At 29.3% G+C, this 23,463-nt stretch carries 31 protein-coding genes and 1 riboswitch; of the genes, 13 read left to right on the top strand and 18 right to left on the bottom strand.

The features are described 5' to 3' along the window. Positions 1-5: 5 nt before the first annotated feature. The gene (ubiA, locus tag ACIJYC_RS06170) at positions 6-872 is read right to left on the bottom strand and encodes a 4-hydroxybenzoate octaprenyltransferase (protein ID WP_435165670.1); all 867 of its coding nucleotides are present in this window, start codon (positions 870-872) and stop codon (positions 6-8) included. A gap of 49 nt (positions 873-921) precedes the next feature. Between ubiA and ACIJYC_RS06165 the strand changes: the two genes are divergently transcribed. Further along, a complete protein-coding gene (locus ACIJYC_RS06165) occupies positions 922-1,326 on the top strand; it encodes a DUF2721 domain-containing protein (RefSeq protein WP_435165667.1) in 405 nt (134 codons plus the stop codon). On the opposite strand, the gene ACIJYC_RS06160 is transcribed toward ACIJYC_RS06165, so the two are convergent. The 4 genes from ACIJYC_RS06160 to ACIJYC_RS06145 are packed head-to-tail and all read right to left on the bottom strand — an operon-like array spanning position 1,323 to position 3,752. Further along, on the bottom strand, positions 1,323-2,294 hold the full coding sequence (locus tag ACIJYC_RS06160) for a quinone oxidoreductase family protein (protein WP_435165664.1): 972 nt from the start codon (positions 2,292-2,294) through the stop codon (positions 1,323-1,325). The genes ACIJYC_RS06165 and ACIJYC_RS06160 overlap by 4 nt on opposite strands. 3 nt (positions 2,295-2,297) lie before the next feature. After that, the gene (locus tag ACIJYC_RS06155) at positions 2,298-3,134 is read right to left on the bottom strand and encodes a pirin family protein (RefSeq protein WP_435165661.1); all 837 of its coding nucleotides are present in this window, start codon (positions 3,132-3,134) and stop codon (positions 2,298-2,300) included. Next, on the bottom strand, positions 3,135-3,512 hold the full coding sequence (locus ACIJYC_RS06150) for a DoxX family protein (protein WP_435165658.1): 378 nt from the start codon (positions 3,510-3,512) through the stop codon (positions 3,135-3,137). 3 nt (positions 3,513-3,515) lie between these two features. Next, positions 3,516-3,752, bottom strand: coding sequence for a CDGSH iron-sulfur domain-containing protein (locus ACIJYC_RS06145; protein ID WP_435165656.1), 237 nt, complete (start codon positions 3,750-3,752; stop codon positions 3,516-3,518). A 128-nt stretch (positions 3,753-3,880) separates the two neighbouring features. Between ACIJYC_RS06145 and ACIJYC_RS06140 the strand changes: the two genes are divergently transcribed. Together ACIJYC_RS06140 and ACIJYC_RS06135 are read left to right on the top strand one after the other, a co-directional pair. Continuing rightward, a complete protein-coding gene (locus ACIJYC_RS06140) occupies positions 3,881-4,240 on the top strand; it encodes a winged helix-turn-helix transcriptional regulator (RefSeq protein WP_435096232.1) in 360 nt (119 codons plus the stop codon). 146 nt (positions 4,241-4,386) lie between these two features. Beyond that, positions 4,387-4,452: riboswitch (SAM riboswitch) on the top strand. A 131-nt stretch (positions 4,453-4,583) separates the two neighbouring features. Next, positions 4,584-5,645: a homocysteine S-methyltransferase family protein gene (locus ACIJYC_RS06135; RefSeq protein WP_435165653.1), complete on the top strand. Its 1,062-nt coding sequence runs from the start codon at positions 4,584-4,586 to the stop codon at positions 5,643-5,645. A 2-nt stretch (positions 5,646-5,647) separates the two neighbouring features. Here ACIJYC_RS06135 and ACIJYC_RS06130 read toward each other — a convergent pair whose 3' ends face one another. Beyond that, complete coding sequence (locus ACIJYC_RS06130; protein ID WP_435165650.1) at positions 5,648-6,319, bottom strand: haloacid dehalogenase type II; 672 nt, start codon at positions 6,317-6,319, stop codon at positions 5,648-5,650. Positions 6,320-6,335: 16 nt separating this feature from the next. Between ACIJYC_RS06130 and ACIJYC_RS06125 the strand changes: the two genes are divergently transcribed. Genes ACIJYC_RS06125 through ACIJYC_RS06080 form a run of 10 tightly spaced genes read left to right on the top strand, consistent with a single transcriptional unit; the run spans position 6,336 to position 14,462 of the window. After that, the gene (locus tag ACIJYC_RS06125) at positions 6,336-7,037 is read left to right on the top strand and encodes an RsmE family RNA methyltransferase (protein ID WP_435165647.1); all 702 of its coding nucleotides are present in this window, start codon (positions 6,336-6,338) and stop codon (positions 7,035-7,037) included. 60 nt (positions 7,038-7,097) lie between these two features. Next, entirely contained in the window at positions 7,098-7,913 is an 816-nt protein-coding gene (gene coxB / locus ACIJYC_RS06120) for a cytochrome c oxidase subunit II (RefSeq protein ID WP_435165644.1), read from the top strand. 1 nt (position 7,914) lies between these two features. Further along, positions 7,915-9,549: a cytochrome c oxidase subunit I gene (ctaD, locus tag ACIJYC_RS06115; protein WP_435165641.1), complete on the top strand. Its 1,635-nt coding sequence runs from the start codon at positions 7,915-7,917 to the stop codon at positions 9,547-9,549. Between the two features lie 31 nt (positions 9,550-9,580). Continuing rightward, a complete protein-coding gene (gene cyoE / locus ACIJYC_RS06110) occupies positions 9,581-10,492 on the top strand; it encodes a heme o synthase (protein WP_435165639.1) in 912 nt (303 codons plus the stop codon). Next, complete coding sequence (locus ACIJYC_RS06105) at positions 10,492-10,614, top strand: serine protease (RefSeq protein ID WP_435165636.1); 123 nt, start codon at positions 10,492-10,494, stop codon at positions 10,612-10,614. The genes cyoE and ACIJYC_RS06105 overlap by 1 nt, the downstream gene beginning before the upstream one ends. Further along, the gene (locus tag ACIJYC_RS06100; protein ID WP_435165634.1) at positions 10,611-11,144 is read left to right on the top strand and encodes a cytochrome c oxidase assembly protein; all 534 of its coding nucleotides are present in this window, start codon (positions 10,611-10,613) and stop codon (positions 11,142-11,144) included. The genes ACIJYC_RS06105 and ACIJYC_RS06100 overlap by 4 nt, the downstream gene beginning before the upstream one ends. Positions 11,145-11,153: 9 nt before the next feature. Further along, positions 11,154-11,942, top strand: coding sequence for a cytochrome c oxidase subunit 3 (locus ACIJYC_RS06095; protein WP_435165631.1), 789 nt, complete (start codon positions 11,154-11,156; stop codon positions 11,940-11,942). Positions 11,943-11,952: 10 nt separating this feature from the next. Further along, positions 11,953-12,606 carry an SURF1 family protein gene (locus ACIJYC_RS06090; RefSeq protein ID WP_435165628.1) on the top strand — a complete coding sequence of 218 codons (654 nt, stop codon included), beginning with the start codon at positions 11,953-11,955 and terminating at the stop codon, positions 12,604-12,606. Continuing rightward, a complete protein-coding gene (gene thrC / locus ACIJYC_RS06085; RefSeq protein ID WP_435165625.1) occupies positions 12,607-13,977 on the top strand; it encodes a threonine synthase in 1,371 nt (456 codons plus the stop codon). Next, positions 13,977-14,462 (top strand): peroxiredoxin, encoded by a 486-nt coding sequence (locus tag ACIJYC_RS06080; protein WP_435165623.1) that lies wholly within the window; start codon positions 13,977-13,979, stop codon positions 14,460-14,462. Before thrC ends, ACIJYC_RS06080 begins: the two co-directional genes overlap by 1 nt. Here ACIJYC_RS06080 and rnhA read toward each other — a convergent pair. The 12 genes from rnhA to ACIJYC_RS06020 are packed head-to-tail and all read right to left on the bottom strand — an operon-like array spanning position 14,459 to position 23,462. Continuing rightward, positions 14,459-14,878, bottom strand: a complete 420-nt coding sequence (rnhA, locus tag ACIJYC_RS06075; protein ID WP_435165620.1) for a ribonuclease HI — start codon at positions 14,876-14,878, stop codon at positions 14,459-14,461. The genes ACIJYC_RS06080 and rnhA overlap by 4 nt on opposite strands. Then, on the bottom strand, positions 14,878-15,843 hold the full coding sequence (locus tag ACIJYC_RS06070) for a homoserine kinase (protein ID WP_435165617.1): 966 nt from the start codon (positions 15,841-15,843) through the stop codon (positions 14,878-14,880). The genes rnhA and ACIJYC_RS06070 overlap by 1 nt, the downstream gene beginning before the upstream one ends. Beyond that, entirely contained in the window at positions 15,844-16,788 is a 945-nt protein-coding gene (gene ispH, locus ACIJYC_RS06065; protein ID WP_435165614.1) for a 4-hydroxy-3-methylbut-2-enyl diphosphate reductase, read from the bottom strand. Beyond that, on the bottom strand, positions 16,778-17,713 hold the full coding sequence (locus ACIJYC_RS06060) for a Brp/Blh family beta-carotene 15,15'-dioxygenase (RefSeq protein ID WP_435165612.1): 936 nt from the start codon (positions 17,711-17,713) through the stop codon (positions 16,778-16,780). The genes ispH and ACIJYC_RS06060 overlap by 11 nt, the downstream gene beginning before the upstream one ends. Position 17,714: 1 nt before the next feature. Then, the gene (locus ACIJYC_RS06055; RefSeq protein ID WP_435165609.1) at positions 17,715-18,779 is read right to left on the bottom strand and encodes a lycopene cyclase family protein; all 1,065 of its coding nucleotides are present in this window, start codon (positions 18,777-18,779) and stop codon (positions 17,715-17,717) included. Then, complete coding sequence (locus tag ACIJYC_RS06050) at positions 18,766-19,617, bottom strand: phytoene/squalene synthase family protein (protein WP_435165606.1); 852 nt, start codon at positions 19,615-19,617, stop codon at positions 18,766-18,768. Before ACIJYC_RS06050 ends, ACIJYC_RS06055 begins: the two co-directional genes overlap by 14 nt. Then, positions 19,617-21,074, bottom strand: a complete 1,458-nt coding sequence (gene crtI / locus ACIJYC_RS06045; RefSeq protein ID WP_435165603.1) for a phytoene desaturase family protein — start codon at positions 21,072-21,074, stop codon at positions 19,617-19,619. The genes ACIJYC_RS06050 and crtI overlap by 1 nt, the downstream gene beginning before the upstream one ends. 39 nt (positions 21,075-21,113) lie before the next feature. Continuing rightward, positions 21,114-21,644, bottom strand: coding sequence for a F0F1 ATP synthase subunit B family protein (locus ACIJYC_RS06040; protein ID WP_435165601.1), 531 nt, complete (start codon positions 21,642-21,644; stop codon positions 21,114-21,116). Beyond that, complete coding sequence (locus ACIJYC_RS06035; RefSeq protein WP_435165598.1) at positions 21,601-22,191, bottom strand: F0F1 ATP synthase subunit B family protein; 591 nt, start codon at positions 22,189-22,191, stop codon at positions 21,601-21,603. Before ACIJYC_RS06035 ends, ACIJYC_RS06040 begins: the two co-directional genes overlap by 44 nt. 5 nt (positions 22,192-22,196) lie before the next feature. Further along, the gene (locus tag ACIJYC_RS06030; protein ID WP_006997791.1) at positions 22,197-22,424 is read right to left on the bottom strand and encodes a F0F1 ATP synthase subunit C; all 228 of its coding nucleotides are present in this window, start codon (positions 22,422-22,424) and stop codon (positions 22,197-22,199) included. Positions 22,425-22,442: 18 nt separating this feature from the next. Next, positions 22,443-23,177 (bottom strand): F0F1 ATP synthase subunit A, encoded by a 735-nt coding sequence (locus ACIJYC_RS06025; protein ID WP_435116074.1) that lies wholly within the window; start codon positions 23,175-23,177, stop codon positions 22,443-22,445. 9 nt (positions 23,178-23,186) lie between these two features. Continuing rightward, the gene (locus ACIJYC_RS06020) at positions 23,187-23,462 is read right to left on the bottom strand and encodes an AtpZ/AtpI family protein (protein ID WP_435165595.1); all 276 of its coding nucleotides are present in this window, start codon (positions 23,460-23,462) and stop codon (positions 23,187-23,189) included. Position 23,463: the final 1 nt, after the last annotated feature.

The following is a 23,463-nucleotide window of genomic DNA, read 5'->3' as shown; positions in this document are numbered from 1 at the left end:
TTTATCTATATTAATTTTCCAACAAGAATGTTGACAAAAATTATTAAACCTAAAAAATTATTACTTTTAAATTTAGAAAAACAATCAATCGATTGATTGGTATTTAATTTTTTAACCTGGAATACTAATAACTGTAAAATAGGTAAAATCATAAATAAAAAATAATAGATTTTAAATTTCATAAATATTCCAACTAAAAACAAAGATATGATGAATAATAAGTATGAAATAAACAAAATTTTTTTTGGATCATTCTTAAACTTTATTGAAGTTGACTTTACTCCTATTATTTCATCATCTTTAATATCTTGAAATCCATAAATTGTGTCGTAGCCTAGTGTCCAAAATATGGCTCCTAGATAAAATATAATTGGAATTATTGAAATTTCATTCGCAATTGAAATCCAAGCTAAAATTAACCCATAATTAAATGTAATTCCGAGAAATAATTGAGGCCAATAAGTAATTCTTTTCATTAAGGGATAAGTAAAAGCTAAAGGCATTGAGATTAGAGCCATTAAAATCGTAAATTTATTAAAATTGATTAATACTAAAAAAGCAATAGCGCATAAAAATAATGCATAAGTAGATGCAAGTTTTACAGATACTTTGCCTGAAGCGATGGGTCTATTTTTAGTTCTTTCAACTTCTTTATCAAAATTTTTATCTGCTATATCGTTCACTATACACCCAGCTGATCGCATTAGTATTGAGCCAGAAAGAAAAAGTGCAGAATAAAAAAAATAAATTATTAAATTTGAATTAAAATCATAAACTATTGTAAGTCCCCACAGGCATGGCCAAAACAACAGCATAAAGCCAATTGGTTTTTTTAATCTTGTAAGTTCAATAAATAACTTTATTTGGTTCATAATTTACTTGTAAATAACAAAGGCTAGTTTCATAATCAAACTGATTCGCATGAATATAGATTACACAGTTACAGCCCTTATGTTTCCAGCTATTCCCTTGCTAATGAGCATCTATAGTAATAGGTTTCATTCTCTAAGTAAGCTTATCAGGGAACTTCATGATGAACACGTTTATGAAAATCATGTACCTCATGAATGGAAAAAACAATTCATAAATCTAAGTGGACGAATTACACTATTGAGATGGACAATTATGTTTGCTGCTTTCGGATTTTTATTCAATATGATGACAGTGCTGGGTCTTTATTTAAATGAAATATTTATTGCCAGATTAATTTTTGGTTCTTGTTGCTTGTCTATGATTATTTCAATATTATTTTTTATTAAAGAAATTCATATCTCAACTAATGCACTTAAACTACATATGGCTGATATGGATGTAAAAGTAGACTAGGGCAATATTACCGCTGGTCCTAAAATTTTTCTACCTTCTAAATCTTTGTGAGCTTCAACAACCTGATCTAATTTATATTTTTTAAAAATATTAATTTTAACTTTTCCAGAACTAATCTTTTCAAACATTATTTCTGATGCTTCAGAAAGCTCTTCTTTAGTTGATAAGTATTGTTGCATTGCAGGTCTTACAAGATATAGACCTTTCGGTTGAAGCATTTTAGGGACGTTTATATCTGATAATGGTCCTGATGCATTTCCAAATGAAACCATCATTCCTCTAATTGCTAAACACTCGATTGATCCGTTTAATGTATCTTTTCCTACACCATCGTAAACTACTGGAACACCTTTGCCATCCGTGATCTCTAAAACTTTTTTAGCAAAATCCTCTTTATTATAATTGATTACATGATCGTAGCCATTTTCTTTTGCTATATTTATTTTTTTATCTGATCCAACTGTGCCTATTACTGTGCAACCTAAACTCTTAGCCCACTGGCCAAATATTTGACCAACTCCTCCAGCTGCTGCATGATAAAGAATTGTTTGTCCTGATTTAACGGGAAATGTTTTATGCAATAAATAAAATGTAGTTAAACCTTTTGTCATTAAAGTTGCTGCAACTTCAAGATCAATACTATCTGGAACTTTTACAAGATTTTTTGTTGGGTAATTTCTGTGTGTAGAATAAGAACCTAGGGGAATACCTGCATAAGATATCTTATCACCAACTTTAAAATCTTTTACACTCTCTCCGACATCAGTAATAATACCAGCACCTTCTAAGCCTAAACCAATTGGTAGTTTTAATGGGTACAAACCTGATCGATGGTATGTGTCTATATAATTAAGACCAATAGCTTTTTGCTCAATTGTTACTTCGTTAGGCTCTGGCTTATCTAGCGTTATATCTTTAAGTTCTAAAACTTCAGGCCCACCTGTTTTATTAATTTCTACAGCTTTCATAATTTATTTTACAAATGTATCATTATGATAATCTTGAACTGCTTGCAAGATTTCGGCTTTAGTATTCATTACAAAAGGTCCACCTCTTGCAATTTCTTCGTTAATTGGTTTGCCTGAAATCACTAAGAACTTTGCATCTGATTTAGCTTTCACAGTTAAATCCTCACCTCTAGTTAATAGTATTAAGGTACTATCTTTAACATTGTCATGTTTATTTTTACCAATTTCAATTTCACCATTAATTAAATAAATAAAACTATTATGAGTAGTTGGTAATTTAAAATTGAACTCTTTATCTTTATTTAACTCAACATCAAAATAAACTGGCTCAACATTATGACCTTTAACAGGGCCTTCAGCATTTTCAAATTTACCGGCTATAACTTTTATCTGTTTGTCATCATCGTTATGAATACTCATTTTTTCTGCATCAATATAAATATATTCAGGCTTACTCATCTTTAGCTTGGCAGGCATATTTACCCATAATTGAAATCCATGAAGTTTACCTTCTTTCATTGCGGGCATTTCAGAATGGATTATTCCACTACCTGTTTTCATCCATTGCACATCCCCCGCAGTCATTCTACCTTCGCCACCAGTGCTATCTTTGTGTTCAAAATCTCCAGCTAACATATAAGTAACTGTTTCAATTCCTCTGTGAGGGTGGGGCGGAAAACCTGCAATATAATCTTCACTATTTTCTGATCCAAATTCGTCTAACATTAAAAATGGATCAAAGTAATTTGGCTCAACACCAATACTTCTTTTCAATTTAACTCCGGCACCATCTGATGCTGGAATAGGGTCTATAATTTTACTTACTTCTATATTTGACATTTAATTTCCAAACTTTTTATCAATACTAAAATCTTTAGCTCCATTAATAACAAGAAATAAAAATCCTCCAGCAAGACTAATATTTTTCATAAATGAAATAAAGTGCATTTGATCACTTAAATCACTATGAAAAATAATCGCAGTAGCTATACAAAATACACTCAGCAAAGCTGCTGAAATTTTAACTTTATATCCTGCTATTATTAGTATTGAAGCACCGATTTCTAATATGATTGCTGGGATTAAAAAAATACCAGGCATGCCTAAGGACTCCATCCAACCAACAGTTCCTTCATAGTTTCCAATTTTATTTATTCCACTTAATAAAAAAATAAGTGAAATAAAAAACCTTGCTACTAAATCTAATATATTTGTCATGATTTATTTATTGTGTGAACCATCACAGAATGGTGCATTGTTAGTTTGTTTACATGCACAGAAAAACATTTTTTTTGTTTCTTTTGCCTTGTATGCCAATGGAGTAAACTCAGTTCCTTTATGTGATCCATCACAAAATGGTTGCTTTTTTGATTTTCCACATGAACACCAATAATAAGATTTATCTTTTTCAACTTCCACTGCAATTGGTCCATTGCCAGCACTCTGTCCTTTAGTCATATTTACCCTTTCGATTAGTTTGGAACATAACTAATGATTTGTTACAAATTATGCAAGTACGCAAAATAATCATACTAGTATTTAAAAACATACCTTGATAATTAAAATAAAATAGTTATTTAAGTGACATGAAAGAATTAATTAATTGCCCAGCTGAAAGAGCTATATATTTTCTTGGTGGTAAGTGGAAAATAAGAATTCTATTTACACTGTTTCACAATAAGACAGTAAGATTTAATGAGTTAAAAAAAGTATTAAAAACTATCACTCAACAAATGTTATCTAAGCAACTTAAAGAGTTGGAAACCGATGGCATTGTTAATAGAAAAGTTCATCAAGTAGTACCTCCAAAAGTTGAATATTCACTTACAGAATTTGGCTTATCAGTAATTCCTATTTTGAAATCTTTTTCTGATTGGAATAAAAGAAATACTAGAACTATCTCATTAAAACTTAATAAAAACTTTGAAGAAAACAGAATAAGATAAAGCTTATTCTTTTGACAACATTGTTTATTTGTGGTTGTATTGATTAGCGCTGATTTAAGTTAAATTGCAGAGCGCTTTAAAAATCCTGCTAAAGCGACACTTCAACCACCGCTTTAGCCGGTGGTTTTTTTTTGAAATTTTCTCAAATTAAAATTGGGTATTTGAACCGTATTGTGCACCCAGCATTTTGCTAAAGCACTAAAAAGGAGAGAAGAGCTAATTTTTACCCTCTTTGGTTAATTAGTTTCTTTTCTCCAAATTAATGGAGGGTAGAGCTATTTCAAAATAAATTGATTTGATTTGTATCAAAGTTTTAGCCTCTTAACTCTGTATTGGAGAAAAAATGAAAACAAATATACTAAAAGAAAGATTAGATAAAGGACCAGTAATTTGTGCTGAAGGTTTTTTATTTGAAATTGAAAGACGAGGCTACATGGCATCTGGAGAATTTGTGCCAATGGTTTCATTAGATCATCCTGAAGTTCTTGAAAATTTACATAGAGAATTTCAACACGCAGGATCAGATATTGTTGAAGCATTTACTTATAATGGTCATAGAGAAAAGATGCGAGTTATAGGTAAAGAAGAATTATTAGAACCACTTAATAGATCTGCTTTGAAAATTGCAAAAAAAGTTGCTTTAGATACACCCAAAGGATCTCAACCAAACTTAATGGCAGGAAATATTTCTAATTCAAATATTTGGAAAAAAGATGACAAACAAGCTCAAAAGGTAGTCGAAGGTATGTTTTCCGAAATGATTGGTTGGGCAGTTGACGAAGGTGCTGACATGTTGATTGGTGAGACTTTTTATTATGCTGAAGAAGCTTTCAAAGCTCTTGAAGCAATGAAGAAGGCTAATCTTCCAACTGTATTAACAATTTCACCAATGGGTGAAAACAAAATGAGAGATGGAAAGTCTGTAGTAGATACATGTAAAGAATTGGAACAGAGAGGTGCAGATGTTGTAGGTTTAAATTGTTTTAGAGGACCAGCAACAATGTTGCCGTTCTTAAAAGAAATTAGAAAAGCAGTTAAATGTCATGTTGGTGCTTTACCAATTCCTTATAGAACCAATGAAAAATTTCCAACTTTTTTTAATTTACCTGATAGAGATGATTGTGGTTGTCCCTCGCCTCATGGAAGAACATTTCCTACAGCTCTGGATCCACATTTTTGTAATAGATATGAAATAGGTCAATTTGCAAAATGGGCAAATATTTTAGGCATACATTACCTGGGTGTTTGTTGTGGTGCTAACCCAATGTTAATAAGGGAAGTAGCGGAATCTGTTGGTTTAAAGGTACCTGCAAGTAAATACAGAGAGAATATGGAAAATCATTTTATGTATGGAAAAAATAAAAGAATTCCAAAACATATGACAGATTATGGAGATAAGGCATAACTTTAATTAGAGCTTATGTTGGGTAACAAATCTAGTAAGTTTTTGATTTCTAACTTTGGTTGGAAATCAAGATTATCAAAAATATTATTATTTCTGTTTACCCAAATAGAATTATAACCATAGTTTCCTCCACCTGATACATCCCAAGTGTTGGCACTTAAAAATGTAACTTCATTTTTTTGAATTTGATATTTTTTTATTGGTATATCGTAAACTTTTGCGTCTGGTTTATAAATTCCAACTTCTTCAATAGAAAATAAATCATCAAATAAATTTTCTAAATTATTGCTTTTCACAAGATCGTTAAGAAGGGCAGGTGTTCCGTTTGAAAGAATAGCAAGTTTAAACTCTTTTTCTTTAAGTGATCTTAAAACTTCTGGCACTTCTTTAAATGGCGAAAGAATTTTATAAAGGTCTAATAATTCATTTCTCATTGAAGAGTCAATTTTGTAAGCTTTCATAGATTTATCCAAGCTATCTTCAGTTACTTGCCAAAAGTCTTTATGTCTTTTCATCAAACTTCTAAGCCAAGTATATTCTAGTTGAGTGGTTCTCCAATAATTTGCAAAACCTTCCCACTTATCACCAATTTTTTCTTTGCATTTTTCTGCTGCTGAATTGACATCAAATAATGTGCCGTATGCATCAAAAATTATTGCTTTAATATTTTTCATAATTAAACTTATTTAAATGAGTAATATTAGATTATTTTATAGTGAAAGTTTATCACTTAATTTAACAGCTACACTTGATAAATCACAATCTCATTATGTGTGCAAAGTAATGAGAGTTAAAGAAAATGAAGTTTTTTCTTTATTTAATAGTAGTGGAGAGTGGGAAGCAAAAATTTTAAGTATTTCAAAAAGTATTGTTGAATTTAATATTACTAATCAGTTGAGACAAAAAGAAAACTCCAAAGAATTATGGCTTGCTTTTTCACCCATTAAATCAAACTATTTTAATTTTATGATTCAAAAAGCAACAGAGTTAGGTGTTACAAAGTTTTTGCCCATAATATTTGATCGAACTATTGTTCGTAAGATTAATAAAGAGAGAGTTGAAAAAGTCATTATTGAAGCAACTGAACAATCTAATCGGATTAACGTTCCTTTAATCGAAGACCCTCAATCTTTGGAATCTTTTTTGAAAAATAAAAACATGGATTTAATATTTACAGATTTAAACTCAAAAAATAATAAAATTGATACAGATCAAATAACGTCTAAGCCAACTTGTGTAATAATTGGACCGGAGGGAGATTTTTCTGAATTGGAGAGAGAACAGATTCTTAAATTTAAAGGTGTTCAGCCAATTAAAATCAATGAAAACATATTGAGATCAGAAACAGCTGTAATTTCAGCTATATCGATCATAAATTACGCAATAAATTGATATTTTGTCGCGAAAAGTAAAGTGTAATTTTACAAAAGACAAACTATATAGTGTCTACAAATGAAAAAAATTTTATACATATTTCTAACTATTTTTTATTCATCAAACACACTTGCTAATCAACCGAAGGATTGGCAGTTAGGTTTTCAAGACGCTGCATCCCAGACAATGAGAGAGATAGTTAATTTTCATGATAATTTGTTACTACCTATTATAATTGCAATCAGTGTCTTCGTATTATTTTTGATGATTTACGTGTCTATTAGATTTAGAGCTTCAAGAAACCCAAATCCATCAAAGACAACACATAATGTTGCAATTGAAGTGTTGTGGACTTTAATTCCATGCTTAATTCTGATTGTTATAGCAGTACCATCTTTCAAAATTTTATACAAACAAGATACTATCCCAAAAGCAGATGTTACGGTTAAGGCTATAGGTTACCAGTGGTATTGGGGTTATGAGTATCCAGATGAAAATATTATTTTTGACTCATATATGATTGAAACTAAAGACTTAAAAAAAAATCAACCAAGATTATTAACAGTTGATCACGAAGTTGTTGTTCCAGTTAATAAAGTAGTGAAGGTTTTGATTACAGCAAATGATGTTTTGCATGCTTGGGCACTACCATCTTTTGGAGTTAAGAGAGATGCGGTACCAGGAAGAATTAATGAAACATGGTTCAAAGCTGAAAAAGTTGGAACTTACTATGGACAATGTTCTGAACTTTGTGGAATTAAACATGCGTTTATGCCAATTACTGTAAGAGTTGTTTCTGAGGAAGATTATGCAGAGTGGCTAACAGGTGCAAAAATTAAATTTGCAAAAGAACCATTATTAGAAAACGAAAATATAAAACTAGCGAGTAACTAAAATGTATACACAAACAGCATCACACGACGATCATCACACACCAACCGGTTGGAAGCGTTGGGCTTATTCAACTAATCATAAAGACATTGGAACAATGTACTTGATATTTGCAATTGTTGCAGGTGTTATAGGTACAGCTTTTTCAGTTTTGATGAGAATGGAATTGATGCATCCTGGTGATGGGATTTTAGGTGGAAATTATCATCTATATAATGTTTTAGTTACAGGTCATGGATTGATCATGATCTTCTTTATGGTGATGCCTGCAATGATAGGTGGATTTGGTAACTGGTTTGTTCCAATAATGATAGGCGCACCTGATATGGCTTTTCCAAGAATGAACAATATTTCATTTTGGTTATTACCAACTTCATTTATTTTATTAATACTTTCAATTTTTATGGATGGTCCTCCGGGTCAAACAGGAGTTGGTGGTGGTTGGACTATATATCCACCTTTATCATCTAAAGCCGGTCAACCAGGACCTGCAATGGATTTTGCTATTTTAAGTTTACACTTGGCTGGAGCATCTTCAATTTTAGGTGCAGTAAACTTTATCACCACAATTTTAAATATGAGAACACCAGGCATGACGCTACACAAAATGCCTTTATTTGCTTGGTCTATTTTAGTTACAGCGTTCTTACTATTATTGTCATTACCAGTTTTAGCTGGTGCAATTACAATGCTTTTAACTGATAGAAATTTTGGTACAGCCTTCTTTGATGCGCAAACAGGAGGGGATCCAGTTTTATTCCAACACTTATTTTGGTTCTTTGGACATCCTGAAGTTTATATTTTAATCTTACCAGGCTTTGGAATGATTAGTCATATTGTTTCTACATTTTCAAAAAAACCTGTCTTTGGCTACTTAGGAATGGCTTATGCAATGGTTGCAATTGGAATTGTAGGTTTTGTTGTTTGGGCTCACCACATGTACACAGTTGGTTTAAGTACAGACACTAAAGCTTATTTCTTGGCAGCTACCATGATCATTGCTGTTCCAACGGGTATCAAAATATTTTCTTGGATAGCTACAATGTGGGGAGGATCTATTTCATTTAAAACTCCAATGGTTTGGGCTTTAGGATTTATATTTTTATTTACTGTTGGTGGTGTAACAGGTGTTGTTCTTGCAAATGCAGGTGTTGATACAGCGATGCATGATACATATTATGTTGTTGCTCACTTTCACTATGTATTATCTCTAGGTGCAGTTTTTGCAATCTTTGCAGGTTTTTATTATTGGTTTGGAAAAATGTCTGGATATGAATATTCAGAATTTTTAGGACAATTACATTTCTGGCTTACTTTTATCGGAGTTAATTTAGTGTTCTTTCCACAACACTTTTTAGGTTTAGCTGGTATGCCAAGAAGATACGCTGATTACCCAGATGCATTTGCTGGATGGAACTATGTTTCATCTATTGGATCTTACATATCAGTAATAGGTTTATTAGTATTTTTTGTAAATTTAATTTATTCATTTTCAAAGAAAAAAGCTCGAGCCCAAAATCCTTATGGAGAGGGTGCTACGACTTTAGAGTGGACAGTACCATCACCACCTAATTTTCACACTTTTGATGAATTACCGAAGTTTGAAGATGAACAAAGTCTTGAAAAATCTAGCAATTAAAAAATAATCTAGATTTTTCACACTAAAAAAAATGATCAAGTCTAAATTAAAAAATAGAAACTTAAGTCAAGAAGACGTTTTTAATTTTTCAGAACTCTTTAAGCTTATGAAGCCAAGGGTAATGTCATTAGTTATCTTCACTTGTGCTGTAGGTTTATTGATGGCACCAAATGTTATTTCAACAAAAGATGCAATTATAGGAATTATTCTTGTATCTATTGGTGCTGGAGCAGCAGGTGCATTGAATATGTGGTATGAGTCAGATTTAGATGCACTGATGACACGAACTTGTTTAAGACCAATACCAACTGGTAAAGTTAATAAAAATCAAGCTTTGGTTTTTGGTGTTGCACTTTCAATATTTTCAGTAATCGCACTAGATTATTTTGCTAATAGAATATCGGCTAGCTTATTACTATTTACAATTCTGTTTTATGTGTTGATTTATACAGTTTGGTTAAAGAGAAAAACTCCACAAAATATAGTTATTGGTGGAGCAGCAGGCGCATTACCACCAGTTATAGGGTGGGCGATAGCAACCAATTCTTTATCATTGGAGCCTATTACATTCTTTTTGATCATTTTCTTTTGGACACCATCTCATTTTTGGGCACTGAGCCTTTATAAATCAGATGACTATAAAAAAGCTAAAATCCCAATGCTTCCATTAACAAATGGCATTGAAAGCACTAAGTTAAATATCTTTATCTATTCTTTAATTATGATCCCTGTAATTGTAATGCCATATGTAATCGATTTTGTTGGATTAGTTTTTTTAATCCCATCTTTGATTTTAACTTTGTATTATAATTTTTTATGTTTTGACCTATATAATTTTAAGAAAAATAAATTTAATGCAAAAAAAGCAAAATCTATATTTGGATATTCTATTTTATATTTATTTCTGATATTTGTTCTTTTTTTAATAGATAAAATTTTATGATGACACCTGACAAAAAAACTAAGAAGAAAAATATTTTAACTGCTGTAGCAATTTTAGCATTTATGGTTTTTTTGTTTGTATTTACTTTATACAACGTTGGAGTTTTCGATAGACAGTTATGATTAAGAAAAAAACTCTAACACCAGTATTACTTGGAGGCATATTTTTTCTTATGCTTGGACTTTCTTTTGCGGCAGTCCCACTTTATGATATGTTCTGCCGTATAACGGGGTTTGGTGGAACTACTCAGGTCTCAAAAGAGGCTCCGAACATAGTTTTAGATAAAGTAGTAAGTGTTAGATTTGATACCAATGTGAATAATCTTACTTGGGACTTTAAAGCTAAATCAAATGTAATTGATGTAAAAGTTGGCCAAGTAAACAGAATTGAGTTTGAGGTTCAAAATTATGGCGATGAAACCACTTATGGAGTAGCTAGTTTTAATGTTTCGCCATCAAGTTTTGGAAAATATTATAGTAAATTGGGTTGTTTTTGCTTTGAAAAACAAGAACTTAAAGCTGGGGAAAAAGCAACTTATGTTATGACTTTTTATTTAGACCCTGAGCTTGTCAATGATCCAACTACAAAAAATTTGCAAGATGTAACTATGTCGTACACTTTTTTCTCGACAGATTACTATAAACAATCATAATCACAAAAAATGTCAGCTGAAAAAAAACACGATTACCACTTAGTAGACCCAAGCCCTTGGCCTATCTATGTTTCATTTTCTTGCTTAGTGCTAGCAATTGGAACAATATTTTATATGCATAATGATGTTTCTTGGGGAATGTATTTAGGACTAGCTTTAGTTTTATACGGTGCTTATATGTGGTTTAGAGATGTTGTAATAGAAGCAGAACATCAAGGGCATCATACACCTGTTGTTCAAATTCATCACAGATATGGGATGACTTTATTTATAGCATCCGAGGTTATGTTCTTTGTTGCATGGTTTTGGGCTTACTTTGATATTAGTTTATTTCCAAATGAATTTGTTGGAAACGTTTGGCCACCAAAAGATATTGAAACATTTGATCCATGGGATATTCCACTAATTAATACATTGGTTTTACTTCTTTCAGGAACGACAGTTACATGGGCTCATCACTCATTAATAGAGAGTGATAGAAAAGGGTTTATACAAGGTTTAACATTAACAGTAATTTTAGGTTTCTTTTTCACTTTGCTTCAAGCCTATGAATATCATCATGCTACTTTTGATTACTCTGGTCATATTTATGGAGCTGTATTCTATATGGCAACAGGTTTTCATGGATTTCACGTTATAATTGGAACAATATTTTTAGCAGTTTGTCTTGCTAGAGCTAAAAAAGGACATTTCACCAAAGATCATCATTTTGGATTTGAAGCAGCTGCATGGTACTGGCATTTTGTAGATGTAGTTTGGTTGTTCTTATTTGCAGCAATATACGTTTGGGGAAGTTAATAATTAACTCTTGAAGAACAAGTTTCTATTTTCAGTTTTTGTTTATTTTATTATTTTAGTTTTAATATCCCTAGGCTCATGGCAATTATATAGGTTAAGTTGGAAACTAGATTTAATCAAACAGATTGAAAACTCATTAAAAAATGAACCTATTGAACTATCTAGTATTAAAGAGAAAAACTTTTTAAGAGTTAAAACTTCAGGAAAAATTAATTTCCAAAAGCAAATTTATTTATACAATCTAAATGAAAATGGCAAACCTGGGTTTGAGGTGGTCAATCCTATTTTAATTAATGATAAAAATTATTTAATTAATAGAGGGTGGATACCGTTTGATAAAAAAAACAAATCTGAAATTAATTTAATTAATCAAAATAATATTATTGGCACTTTAAAAACTCAATCTAAGGCAAATTCTTTTAAACCAAAAAATGATATTGAAAAAAATTACTGGTTTACATTAAATCGAGATGATATTTTTAAATATACAGGTAAAAGGTTTTCAAAATATATAATTTATTTAAATGGTGATTATAGTTTGCCAAAACCTAAAGTAGTAACTGCTAAAATTTCTAACAACCATAAAAAGTATGCTATTACTTGGTTTTCAATGGCGATTTCAATTCTTTTAATATATCTATATTTTAGAAAAAAAAATTATTAGATGGAATACTTAAGTACTAGAAATAATAAAAAAACCTTTAAATTTAAGGAAGTTTTTATAAAAGGCCTTGCAGATGATGGTGGTTTATTCATACCCAAATCTCTTCAGAAAGTTGATATTAACAATCTTAGAGGGCTTGGGTATAATGACTTAGCAAAGAAAATTATTTATCCATTTATTGGTGACTTCATGACCGAAGCTGATTTGGATAAAATCATTGATAAATCTTATTCTGTTTTTAGAAAAAAAAATGTTGTTGATCTTATAAAACTTGGAGACCGTTCTGTACTTGAATTATTTCATGGCCCTACATTAGCTTTTAAAGATGTTGCAATGCAACTTTTAGGTAATTTTTATGAATATTATCTAAATAATCAAAATGAAAAAATAAATATTGTCGTAGCCACTTCAGGAGATACTGGAGCGGCAGCTATCGATGCTATTAAAGGGAAAAAAAATATTAATATTTTTGTACTTCATCCTCATAATAGAGTGTCGACAGTTCAAAGAAAGTTGATGACCACTGGAAAAGACAAAAATGTTTTTAATATTGCTGTGAATGGAAATTTTGATGATTGTCAAAATTTAGTCAAAACAATGTTTGCGGACAAAACTTTTTCAAATGATATCAAAATGTCAGGTGTAAATTCAATAAACTGGGCACGTATTATTGCTCAAAGTGTATATTATTTTTATAGCTATTTTTTAATTGAGGATGACAAACGTCCAATCAATTTTTCAGTACCAACAGGAAATTTTGGTGACGTATATGCCGGATATCTTGCTAAAAAAATGGGCCTTCCAATTAATAAATTGATTGTTGCCACTAATCAGAATGACATCCTTCATAGAGCTATTTCAAAAGGAAGTTATGAAGTGGAAAATGTATCTGAAACATTATCTCCTAGTATGGATATACAAGTAGCAAGTAATTTTGAAAGACTACTTTATGATTTAAATGAAGGTGATGATTTGCAAACAATAGATGCAATGAAAAATATTAAAGAAGTAGGAAAACATATTATTAATCAAGAAAAATTAGATAAAATAAATGCAGATTTTTTATCTGCTCGAATGAACGAAGATGAGGTTTTAAAAACAATTAGTAAAGTTTATGAAAAATTTAAAATTATATTAGATCCTCATAGTGCAATTGGTTATGGTGCTTTTGATAAATTCAATTTAGATGGAAATAATATAGTTTTAGCAACAGCTCATCCATGTAAATTTCCAGATGCAATTAAAAAAGCAATAAATTTAAAAGAAGACCTGCCTAAAGAATTAATGTTTGTTATGGAGGAAAAAGAAAATTATGATATTATTGACAATGAAGTTGAAAAAATCAAACAACACATAAAAGAAAGAATTTAATGCATATAAAAGAAAATGATCAAATTCCTAATGCAGATGTTTTTGTTATGAAGAATGGAGAACCTGTTAAAAAAAACACTCTAACATTATTGAAGGATAAAAAAGTAGTTATTTTTGGTCTTCCAGGTGCTTATACTTCAGTATGCTCTGCAAAACATCTTCCAGGATATGTGAATATGTTTGAGCAATATAAGAAAAAAGGAATTGATCACATAATTTGTATTTCAGTGAATGATCCATTTGTAATGAATGCGTGGGGCAAAGAACATAATGTTGAGGATAAGATATTAATGATTGGAGACCCATTTTTAAATTTTACTAAAGGAATTGGAGCAGATGTAGATAAAAGCGCAAGAGGACTTGGTATTAGATCTAATAGGTATACAATGTTAGTGGATAAGTTAAAGGTTGTTAAATTACAAGAAGAGGCAGATGCGGGATCTTGTGAAATTTCTGCCGCTGAAAACTTTATTAAACTAGTCTAAATTTGCAGCTTTTTAGCCATTAAATCTACTTCTTCATTAATAGGATTTCCGGCATGAGCTTTCACCCAATTCCAATTTACATTTAAAGATTTATTTAAATTATATAATTCAACCCATAAGTCTTTATTTTTAACATCTTCTTTTTTTGATGTTTGCCAATTATTTATGATCCACTTTTTTATCCACTCTGTTATTCCAAGTTTGACATATTGCGAGTCTGTATAAATTGTTATTTGTGATTTAGTGTTCATCTCCCTTAATGCATTAATAGGTGCTAATAATTCCATTCTATTATTAGTAGTATTTTTTTCATTACCACTAATTTTTTTTATTTTTCCATCTTCATTGATTATTGCCGCCCATCCACCATTACCAGGGTTTGTTAAACAAGAACCATCAGTATAGATTTCAATCATTAATTTAAATAATTTTTATAAGACTTTAAGTTATTATGTGTAATAAGTTTTTGATAATACTCATTAGGATCTTTAATTTTAATCAATGCTGTACTGGGAGTATTTGAATAATCATATAATCTAGTTAATAGATATCTCATTGCAGCACCCCTACATAAGATGTTCAATGATTTTTTTTCATTTAATGAAATTTTTTTAACACTCTCGTAGCCCTTTATTAATTTGTTAATTTTTTGCTTATTCATCACAAATTTTTTATTTTTATAATCAAAACATAAAGCATTTATGCAGATAGCAATTTCATACATAAAGATATCATTTGCAGCAAAATAAAAGTCAATTACCCCAGACAATTTATCTTTATTAAAAAAAATATTATCTATAAATAAATCACCATGAATTACTCCTTGAGGAAGTTTTGAGGGCCAATTTTTTTTTATATCTTTTAAATTATTTGATAAAAAATTTTGTAAATTATTAAATTTTTTTGATTTAAAATGTATACTTTTTAATAATGGTCCCAATTCTTTAATACCCATTGAATTTTTTCTTGATATATTTATTTTTTTAGTAATTTTATGGATGTTTGCAATTACTTTGCCTACTTCAAAACAATTATTTAAATTTAATTTAATCTTATCTTTTCCATTTAAGAAAGAAACAATGCACGCTTTTTTATTTTTCAAATTTATTAAGTGTGAGCCTTTTCTACTTTTAAGAGGTTTTGGACAATTAATATTTGAGTTATTTAATATCTCCATTAATTTCATAAAAAAGGGTATCTCTCTATTTGAGACTCTCTTTTCAAAAATTGTTAAAATAAACTTATTTTTTTTTGTTTTTAATAAGTAATTTGTATTTTCAATTCCTTTCTTTATTCCTTTGAAATGGGTAATTTTTTCCATTTCAAATTGATTGTTAATTGAAACAATATCTTTCTTATTAATCTTTGTATAAACAGCCATTTAATTTAATTTATTTGGGATTTTAAATACCACGTCTTCTTTAATTATCTCTACTTCATCTATCTTAATAGTAAATCTATTTTTTAATTCATTAATAAAATTATCTACTAATATTTCGGGCGCCGAAGCTCCTGATGAAATACCAATAGTGTTTGAATTTTGAATTTTATCATAAGGTATTTCGCTTTCTGAATGGATTAATATTGAATTTTCACAGCCAGATTTTTTAGCAACTTCCACAAGTCTGACTGAGTTTGAAGAATTTCTACTACCAATTATAAAAAACATATCGCAATTTTTAGCTATATTTTTAACAGCCATTTGCCTATTTGTTGTTGCGTAACAAATATCTTCTTTTTGAGGTTCTCTTATATTTTCAAATCTTTTTTTTAAAATTTGAATAATATCTTTTGTATCGTCTACAGATAAAGTTGTCTGGGTAACAAATGCAATTTTTTTATTATTTTTATTCTCATAATTTTTTGCCTCTTCTTCATTCTGTATAAGATCAATTGATCCTTCAGGTAATTGACCCATAGTGCCTATAACTTCAGGGTGATTTTTATGACCAATTAAAATTATATGGTAGCCAGTTTTATTTAAATTTTCAGCTTCTCTATGCACTTTAGAAACAAGAGGACATGTTGCATCTACATAAGTCATATTATAATTTTTAGCATCTTCTGGTATTTTTTTTGGAACACCATGAGCTGAAAAAATAACTGGTCTTGATTTATCATTTATTTCCTCAAGTTCTTCAACAAAAATTGCTCCTTTTTTTTTTAAATCATCAACAACAAATTTATTGTGAACTATTTCATGTCGCACATAAACTGGTGTGCCGTATTTTTGAATTGATTTTTCTACAATTTCAATAGCTCTTTCAACACCAGCACAAAAACCACGTGGAGCTGAGAGCAAAACATTAATTTCTTTATTTTTCATATTTTTCTAATAAATATTCGAGCAATATATGTGGAAAGGTTAAAGACGCCAAACCTATAAATATCACTTTTAAAATAGAACTGTTTAAATCATAAATATTGTTTAAAAAAAACAAACTTATTACGCATAAAATAGCTGTTAAAATTGTAAGTGGTAGTGCTTTTTTTAAAAATTTAATTAAACCATTATTAAAATCTAAATTATCTATTTCAATTATCAAAGAAATACTATGTCTTAAAGAATGTAAGAAACAAAAATACAATGTAAATGCTACTAATGGCGAAAGATAATAATTTAAAATAATAATTGAAAAATAATCTAAAAAAATTACAAATTTTTTAATTTCAAATTCTTTTATAAATAATAGAACACTTGATAAAGTACTTAAAACAATTCCAATTAAGAGGATCTTATTAGTTTCTATATAATCTAAGATTGTATAGAAAGTTTCATCTTCAACTAATAAAAATTTATATATTGTAACTGTTTCATCAAAATGAAAAAACATAGGTGCCAGAATAATCAGTAAACCTTTAAAAAAGTATAACAGTGGATTTATTGAATTATGGTTTGTTGTTAAAAATTGAGTATCTTCTTTACCGAAATGATATGACGCAACAATTAAAAAAAGAAGTAAAGATATTGCTGGTAACAAAACCCAAGCAATGATTATAAAAATAGTAAGTAATATGTATGAGACATAAAAGATAAAAACATTTTTAATATCAAAAATTTTTAAAAGTCTTTTGCCTTTAATGTGGTCAAGAGATCCATGAGAAACCCCAATAACTAAAATGAGGAATAAGCAAATTAGAGGAGAGATTGAAAAATTCTTAGCTTTAAAAGTGATTATAGAAATAATGTTACAAAATAAAAAAAAAATAAAAGAATGATTTAAGTTTATTCTTTTTATATTATTTATCATATTAAAAAAGTTGTCTCAAAAATTTTAATTTTGGCATTTTAGAAATAATTGACAGATCTTCTAGTAAATTACTTTTATTAGATAAAAAATTTATTACAGTTTCAGAAGGGCAGCCAAACATTTTAAAAAAAATTTGTCCCATATCTTTTGGATTATTTTTTAAAACTTTTAGAAATATATTATCTAAAAATTGGTATTTTTTACCCAGTGTAAATAAACTAGTATTTTGAATATTATCTAAATTTTTTCTTATATACTTGGAATGTTCTTGAATATTGAGAAATGTATAACCAGTGCTTAATCTAGTCATACCGCCCACTGTTCCAATATTAATTTGATTAGGCTTTTTAATATAATCTATATTAAATAGAGGTATCGCACCGACCTCTTTATAGTTAATTGTGAAATCTTTTATTTTTAAATGGTCTTTAATATAGTTATTTAATTGCTCATCATAATCTTGAAGAGATGAGTTTTTAAGATCTGAAATCCAGGTAGTTTCTACAAGTGCTTTTTTTTTTGAATAGGGAAGTGTATAAAAAAAATGCACACTATCTTTTTGTTCACAGTCAAAATCCATTAGATTGAATATTTCTTCATCAAAAAAGTCTTTCTTTGTCTCTATTTCGAAACCAGAAAAATGCTGCCATAGCTTTCCTTTGCTATTTGCCGTACTCTCAACGCTATTAAAAATAAATGAATTGTTAATATTTATTTCATTTAAATTTTTGAGAAAAAAAATATTTTTATTCTGTTTTAAAGATTTAATTGTTTTGTCGTAAAATAACCCACTATCAATTGTTTGGTAAGGAGTATTTTTGCATTCTAAATGCTTTGTATGACTTGGTATATTAATAGAAAAATTGGTCCAACTTTTTTTGACACAATCCTCAAAGTTATGAGAAAAAATTTTCCAGAAAGACCAAGTCTTATCTTTAGTATAATTATCCCTTGGCTCAATGATTGCCAAAGTTTTATCATTTAATTTTTGGTGAAGATTTAATTCATACGCAAGAGATAGACCTGCACAGCCACCTCCAATAATTATATAGTCAAATTCTTTCATCTAAATTTATTTCTTTCCTAATTAAAGAATGATTATGTTGAATATCATTATCACTTTTGTTAATCAAAAATAATTTAATTAGATCATACACTGAACAAAAAGTTTCAACTATTTTTTCAATGTTAGTTACATAAATTTTACCTGATTTTTTGTAATTTTCTAAATTTTGTTTTTTAAGAATTTTATAACCAATTTTTCTATAAACTCTCCTTGCAACCAAAATAGCAAAACGAAAAGCAAATGGAATTTCTTTGATTGAATAGAATGAATTTTTATAATAACTCTCAGAAAGCTTTATAGTAGACCTTATTTCTTCAAAATTTAGACCTATGTAAGACCTTCCAAAATTAAGATCTTCAACAACATCTCTAGAGATATTTGTCAGTTGCATTGCAATACCAAGATCAATTGCTGATTTTAATGAGACCTTTTTATTCACTCTTAAAATTTTAGCCATCATTAAGCCAACCGTTCCTGCCACTCTATAGGAGTAGAGCAATAAATCTTTTTTTTTATGTAGTTTTATACTTTGCTGAATATCAGAATTTATTCCATCTAATAAATCATGAACGACTTTCATTGGAATATCAAACTCATTAATGAGTTGCCACATATTTTTAATAATAGGATCATTAAATTTTTTATTATTAAAATTATTTTGAAAATTTAAAAATTTTATTTTTTTTAGCTTAATCGATTCATTACTATCTGCAATATTATCAGCGACCCTACAAAAATCATACAAAGCTGAACATTTTAAATAAGTTTTTTTTGGCAAGAAAAATCCTGCCCAATTAAATGATTTTGCGTATATTGATAAATAACTCTGACCTGGCATTATATGATTTTATCTAATACTTTTGCAGAAGACAACACGCCTGGAACTCCTGCTCCAGGATGGGTTCCTGCTCCTACAAAGTAAAGACCATCATATATCTCTGATTTATTATGAAATCTAAAGTAAGCTGATTGAGTAAATTTTGGTTGGATAGAAAAACCAGAACCATATTTAGTATTTAAGTCCTTTTCAAAGTAATCTGGCGTAAGATAAAAATCTTCTATAATATTTTCTTTAAGATTAGGCATTAAATCTTTTTCCATTTTATCTATCACTAATTTTTTCATTTTTTCGCCTTCAATATTCCAATCAATTTTTGATTGATTATTGGGAACTGGGACTAACACATAAAAACAATCATTACCTTCGGGAGCCATTGATTTATCAGTTGCTGATGGTCTATGAAGATAATAACTAATATCTTTATTCAATTTTTTTTTGTTAAATATATCCTCTAGGTGTTCTTTATATTTGTTACCAAATTTAATTGTGTGATGCTCAACGTTCTCATATACCTTTTTTGTTCCAAAATAATACACAAACAATCCCATAGAGTATTCCATACGATTTTTTTTCCAGTTAAATAAAAGTGAATTATTATTTCGACTCAATAATTTTTCGTAAACAGCAGGAGGATCTGCATTACATATCACGCTATCAGATTCTATAATATTTTTGTTATTTATTTGAACACCAGTAATTTTGTTATTTTTTGAAATTATCTTGGTAACTTCACTTTCTTTCAATATCTTTATTCCAACCTCATTCATTAATTTTTCGTAACCTTTTATAATATTTCCAGTCCCACCCATCGAATAATGTATCCCCCATTTTTTTTCTAAGTATAGAATTAGTCCGTAAATAGAGGTTGTTGAAAAAGGGTTTCCACCAACTAGAAGAGGATGCATGCTTAGCATTCTTCTTAATTTTTCACTTTTAATATATGAGGAAACTAGTGAATACACAGATTTATAACTTTTAAGTTTTAAAAGAGCAGGCAATTGTTTCATCATTACAAACGGTTTATCAAAAGAAACATCTGCAAGTTCCGTAAAACCTTTATCAAAAATTTTTTTTGTAAAATTTACTAACCTTTCATAACCTTTTACATCTTCTTTATTAATATTTTGAATTTGATTTTTCATTTCTGACTCATTTCCCGAGTAATCAAATTTTGTTTTATCTTCAAAAATAAATCGGTACCAAATTTTAAGAGGAGTTAGTTTAATATAATCCTTAGGATCTTTTTTAAATAAATCAAATAATTCGTTAATTAAATAGGGGGCTGTTATTACAGTTGGTCCACCGTCAAACGTAAAACCATTTTTTTTAAATACTCTTGCTCTTCCACCTAAGTCCGGATGTTTTTCTATTATTGTCACTTGATGACCTTTAGCTCTAAGCCTAAGTGCAGCTGCAATTCCACCAAATCCTGAACCAATAACTATAGAATTCATTTTAACAATTTATAGTTTTTTAAAATAATTGTAAGAATATTATGAGTTAATCTTTTTTAACTCTTCCTTAGTTTCATCTAAGTTTTTTTGAAATACCGCGTCAAGTTTAGATTTATCAACAGAAGTTGTGATAATTTTTTTAACTGAGTCTACCGCAATTTTAATTGACGCATCTTTAATTTCTTTAATTGCTGCTTCTTTCATTTGGCTTATTTTATTTTCAGCTAAATTCTTTTTAATTTCAGATGATTTATGAAATTTATCATTTAGCTCAATTATTAATTTGTCTGAATCTTTTTTTGCCTCATCTAAAATTTCATTACTTACAGTTTGTGCTGTATCTAATTTATTCTGTGCATTATCTAGCAATGTTTTTGCTTCAGTTCTCAGTTTTTCACTTTCATCAATTTCATTTTTGATATCAGAAATCATTTTATCTAACATTTCGGTGACTTTCTGAGGAATTTTAAGATAAATTAAAGCTCCAAAAAAAATTATAAATGAAACTGCTACCCAAAAAGTTGCATCAATTGCCATAATATTTATCTCCACTTCTTCTTGATAAATCATCTACAATTGCTGAAATACTACTGTTATTCACCTCAGCACCAATAAGTTTTTGGATCAATTCTGATGAAGTCTCAATTGCTATCTTATTAATTTTATCAGGTGCACTTTTTTGTAGTTCTATTATTTCTTGTTCTGCCTTGCCAATTTCATCATCAATTTGCTTATCCAGAACGTCTTTTTTAGCACTAATATCTTTTAATGCTTTTTCTCTTGCTTGATTAAAAATATTTTTTGCTTCCATCTTACTTCTTGAAACAATTTCTTCATATTCTTTAACCTTTTCTTCACTATTTTGTCTTTGTTTCTCTGCAGCCTCAATATTTTCTAAAATTTGTGATTTTCTAGACTCTAGGTTGCCACTAATTTTTGGAAGTATTAATTTTGATAAAACTATATACAAAATTCCAAAAGTTAGAGTTAACCAAAAGATTTGTGAAATCCAAAATTCTGGATTTAATTGAGGCATACCTCCGCTTTCAGCTGCAAAAGCTTCCAATGAAAAAAGGAAGCTAAAAAATATTGACTGAAAATATATTTTTTTAATCATTAAATTTAAAACGCAAATAGAATGATTAATGCAACTACTAATCCAAATAATCCTGTTGCTTCTGCAAGTGCAAAACCTAAAAGCAAGTTAGGAAATTGTTTTTGTGCTGCAGATGGATTTCTCATTGCACCTGATAAATAATTTCCAAAAATTATTCCGATACCAACACCGGCACCAGCTAAAGCTATTGCTGCTAGACCTGCTCCGATCATTTTTGCTGCTTCTAATTCCATTATATCCTCCTATGTTAATTAATGGTGTAAATTTAATGCATCATTTAAATAGATGCAGGTTAAAATTGCAAAAACATACGCTTGAAGAAAAGCAACTAAGATCTCCAAACCTGTTAATGCAACCGAAAAACTCAGTGGAAGCCATCCACCAACTATTCCAAGACTTATCACAAAGCCTCCGAAAACTTTCATCATTGTATGACCTGCCATCATGTTAGCAAACAATCTAACTGATAAACTTATTGGTCTACTCAAGTAAGAAATTATTTCTATAACTACAATCAGTGGAAGTAGCACTGCAGGAACCCCACTAGGCACAAATAGTTTTAAATATCCAAAACCATGTTTCATAAATCCAATAATGGTTACTCCTATAAAAATAAATGCAGCTAAAACAAATGTTACAATGATATGACTGGTAACAGTGAAAGTATACGGTATCATTCCAAACATGTTGCAAAAGAGCACAAACATAAAAAGTGAAAATATAAAAGCAAAATACGGTTTTGCTTTAAGGCCAGCTGTATCACTAATCATTTTTGAAACAAATGTGTAACTAAGTTCCGCTAGCAGTTGGATTTTATTTGGTATCAATGAATTTTTTTTTGATCCAAGATTAAAAATTAATAGAATTGCAACTGAACTAATAATCATAAACAAACTTGCATTTGTAAATGAAATGTCAAATGTGCCTATTTTAATTTCTGGCCCAATTCTGTGCACATTGAATTGAGTCATTGGATTTGATGCCATAAATTTTATTTATTTTTGCATATTTTTTGCAGATCTAATCACGTTGGTAATTCCAGCAACCACACCTACAAAAAAAAATATTAATATAAACCAGGGTTTAGTACCAAAGGTCTTGTCAAAAATAAACCCAATAATTGTCCCTACAGCCACAGCTGATACTAATTCTGTGCTTAATTTGAAGGCCGTTCCAATAGATGATGGATTATCCTTTTTATTATAGAGATTTTTCTTCGAAACTTTACTTTTTGCAATCTCTAAGCGAGTTTTGAACGGATCTTTTGGCATT

The sequence above is a fragment of the Candidatus Pelagibacter bacterium nBUS_28 genome (genome assembly GCF_051200915.1).
Classification (GTDB): Bacteria; Pseudomonadota; Alphaproteobacteria; order Pelagibacterales; family Pelagibacteraceae; genus Pelagibacter.
This window is presented reverse-complemented; position numbering and strand designations above follow the sequence as displayed.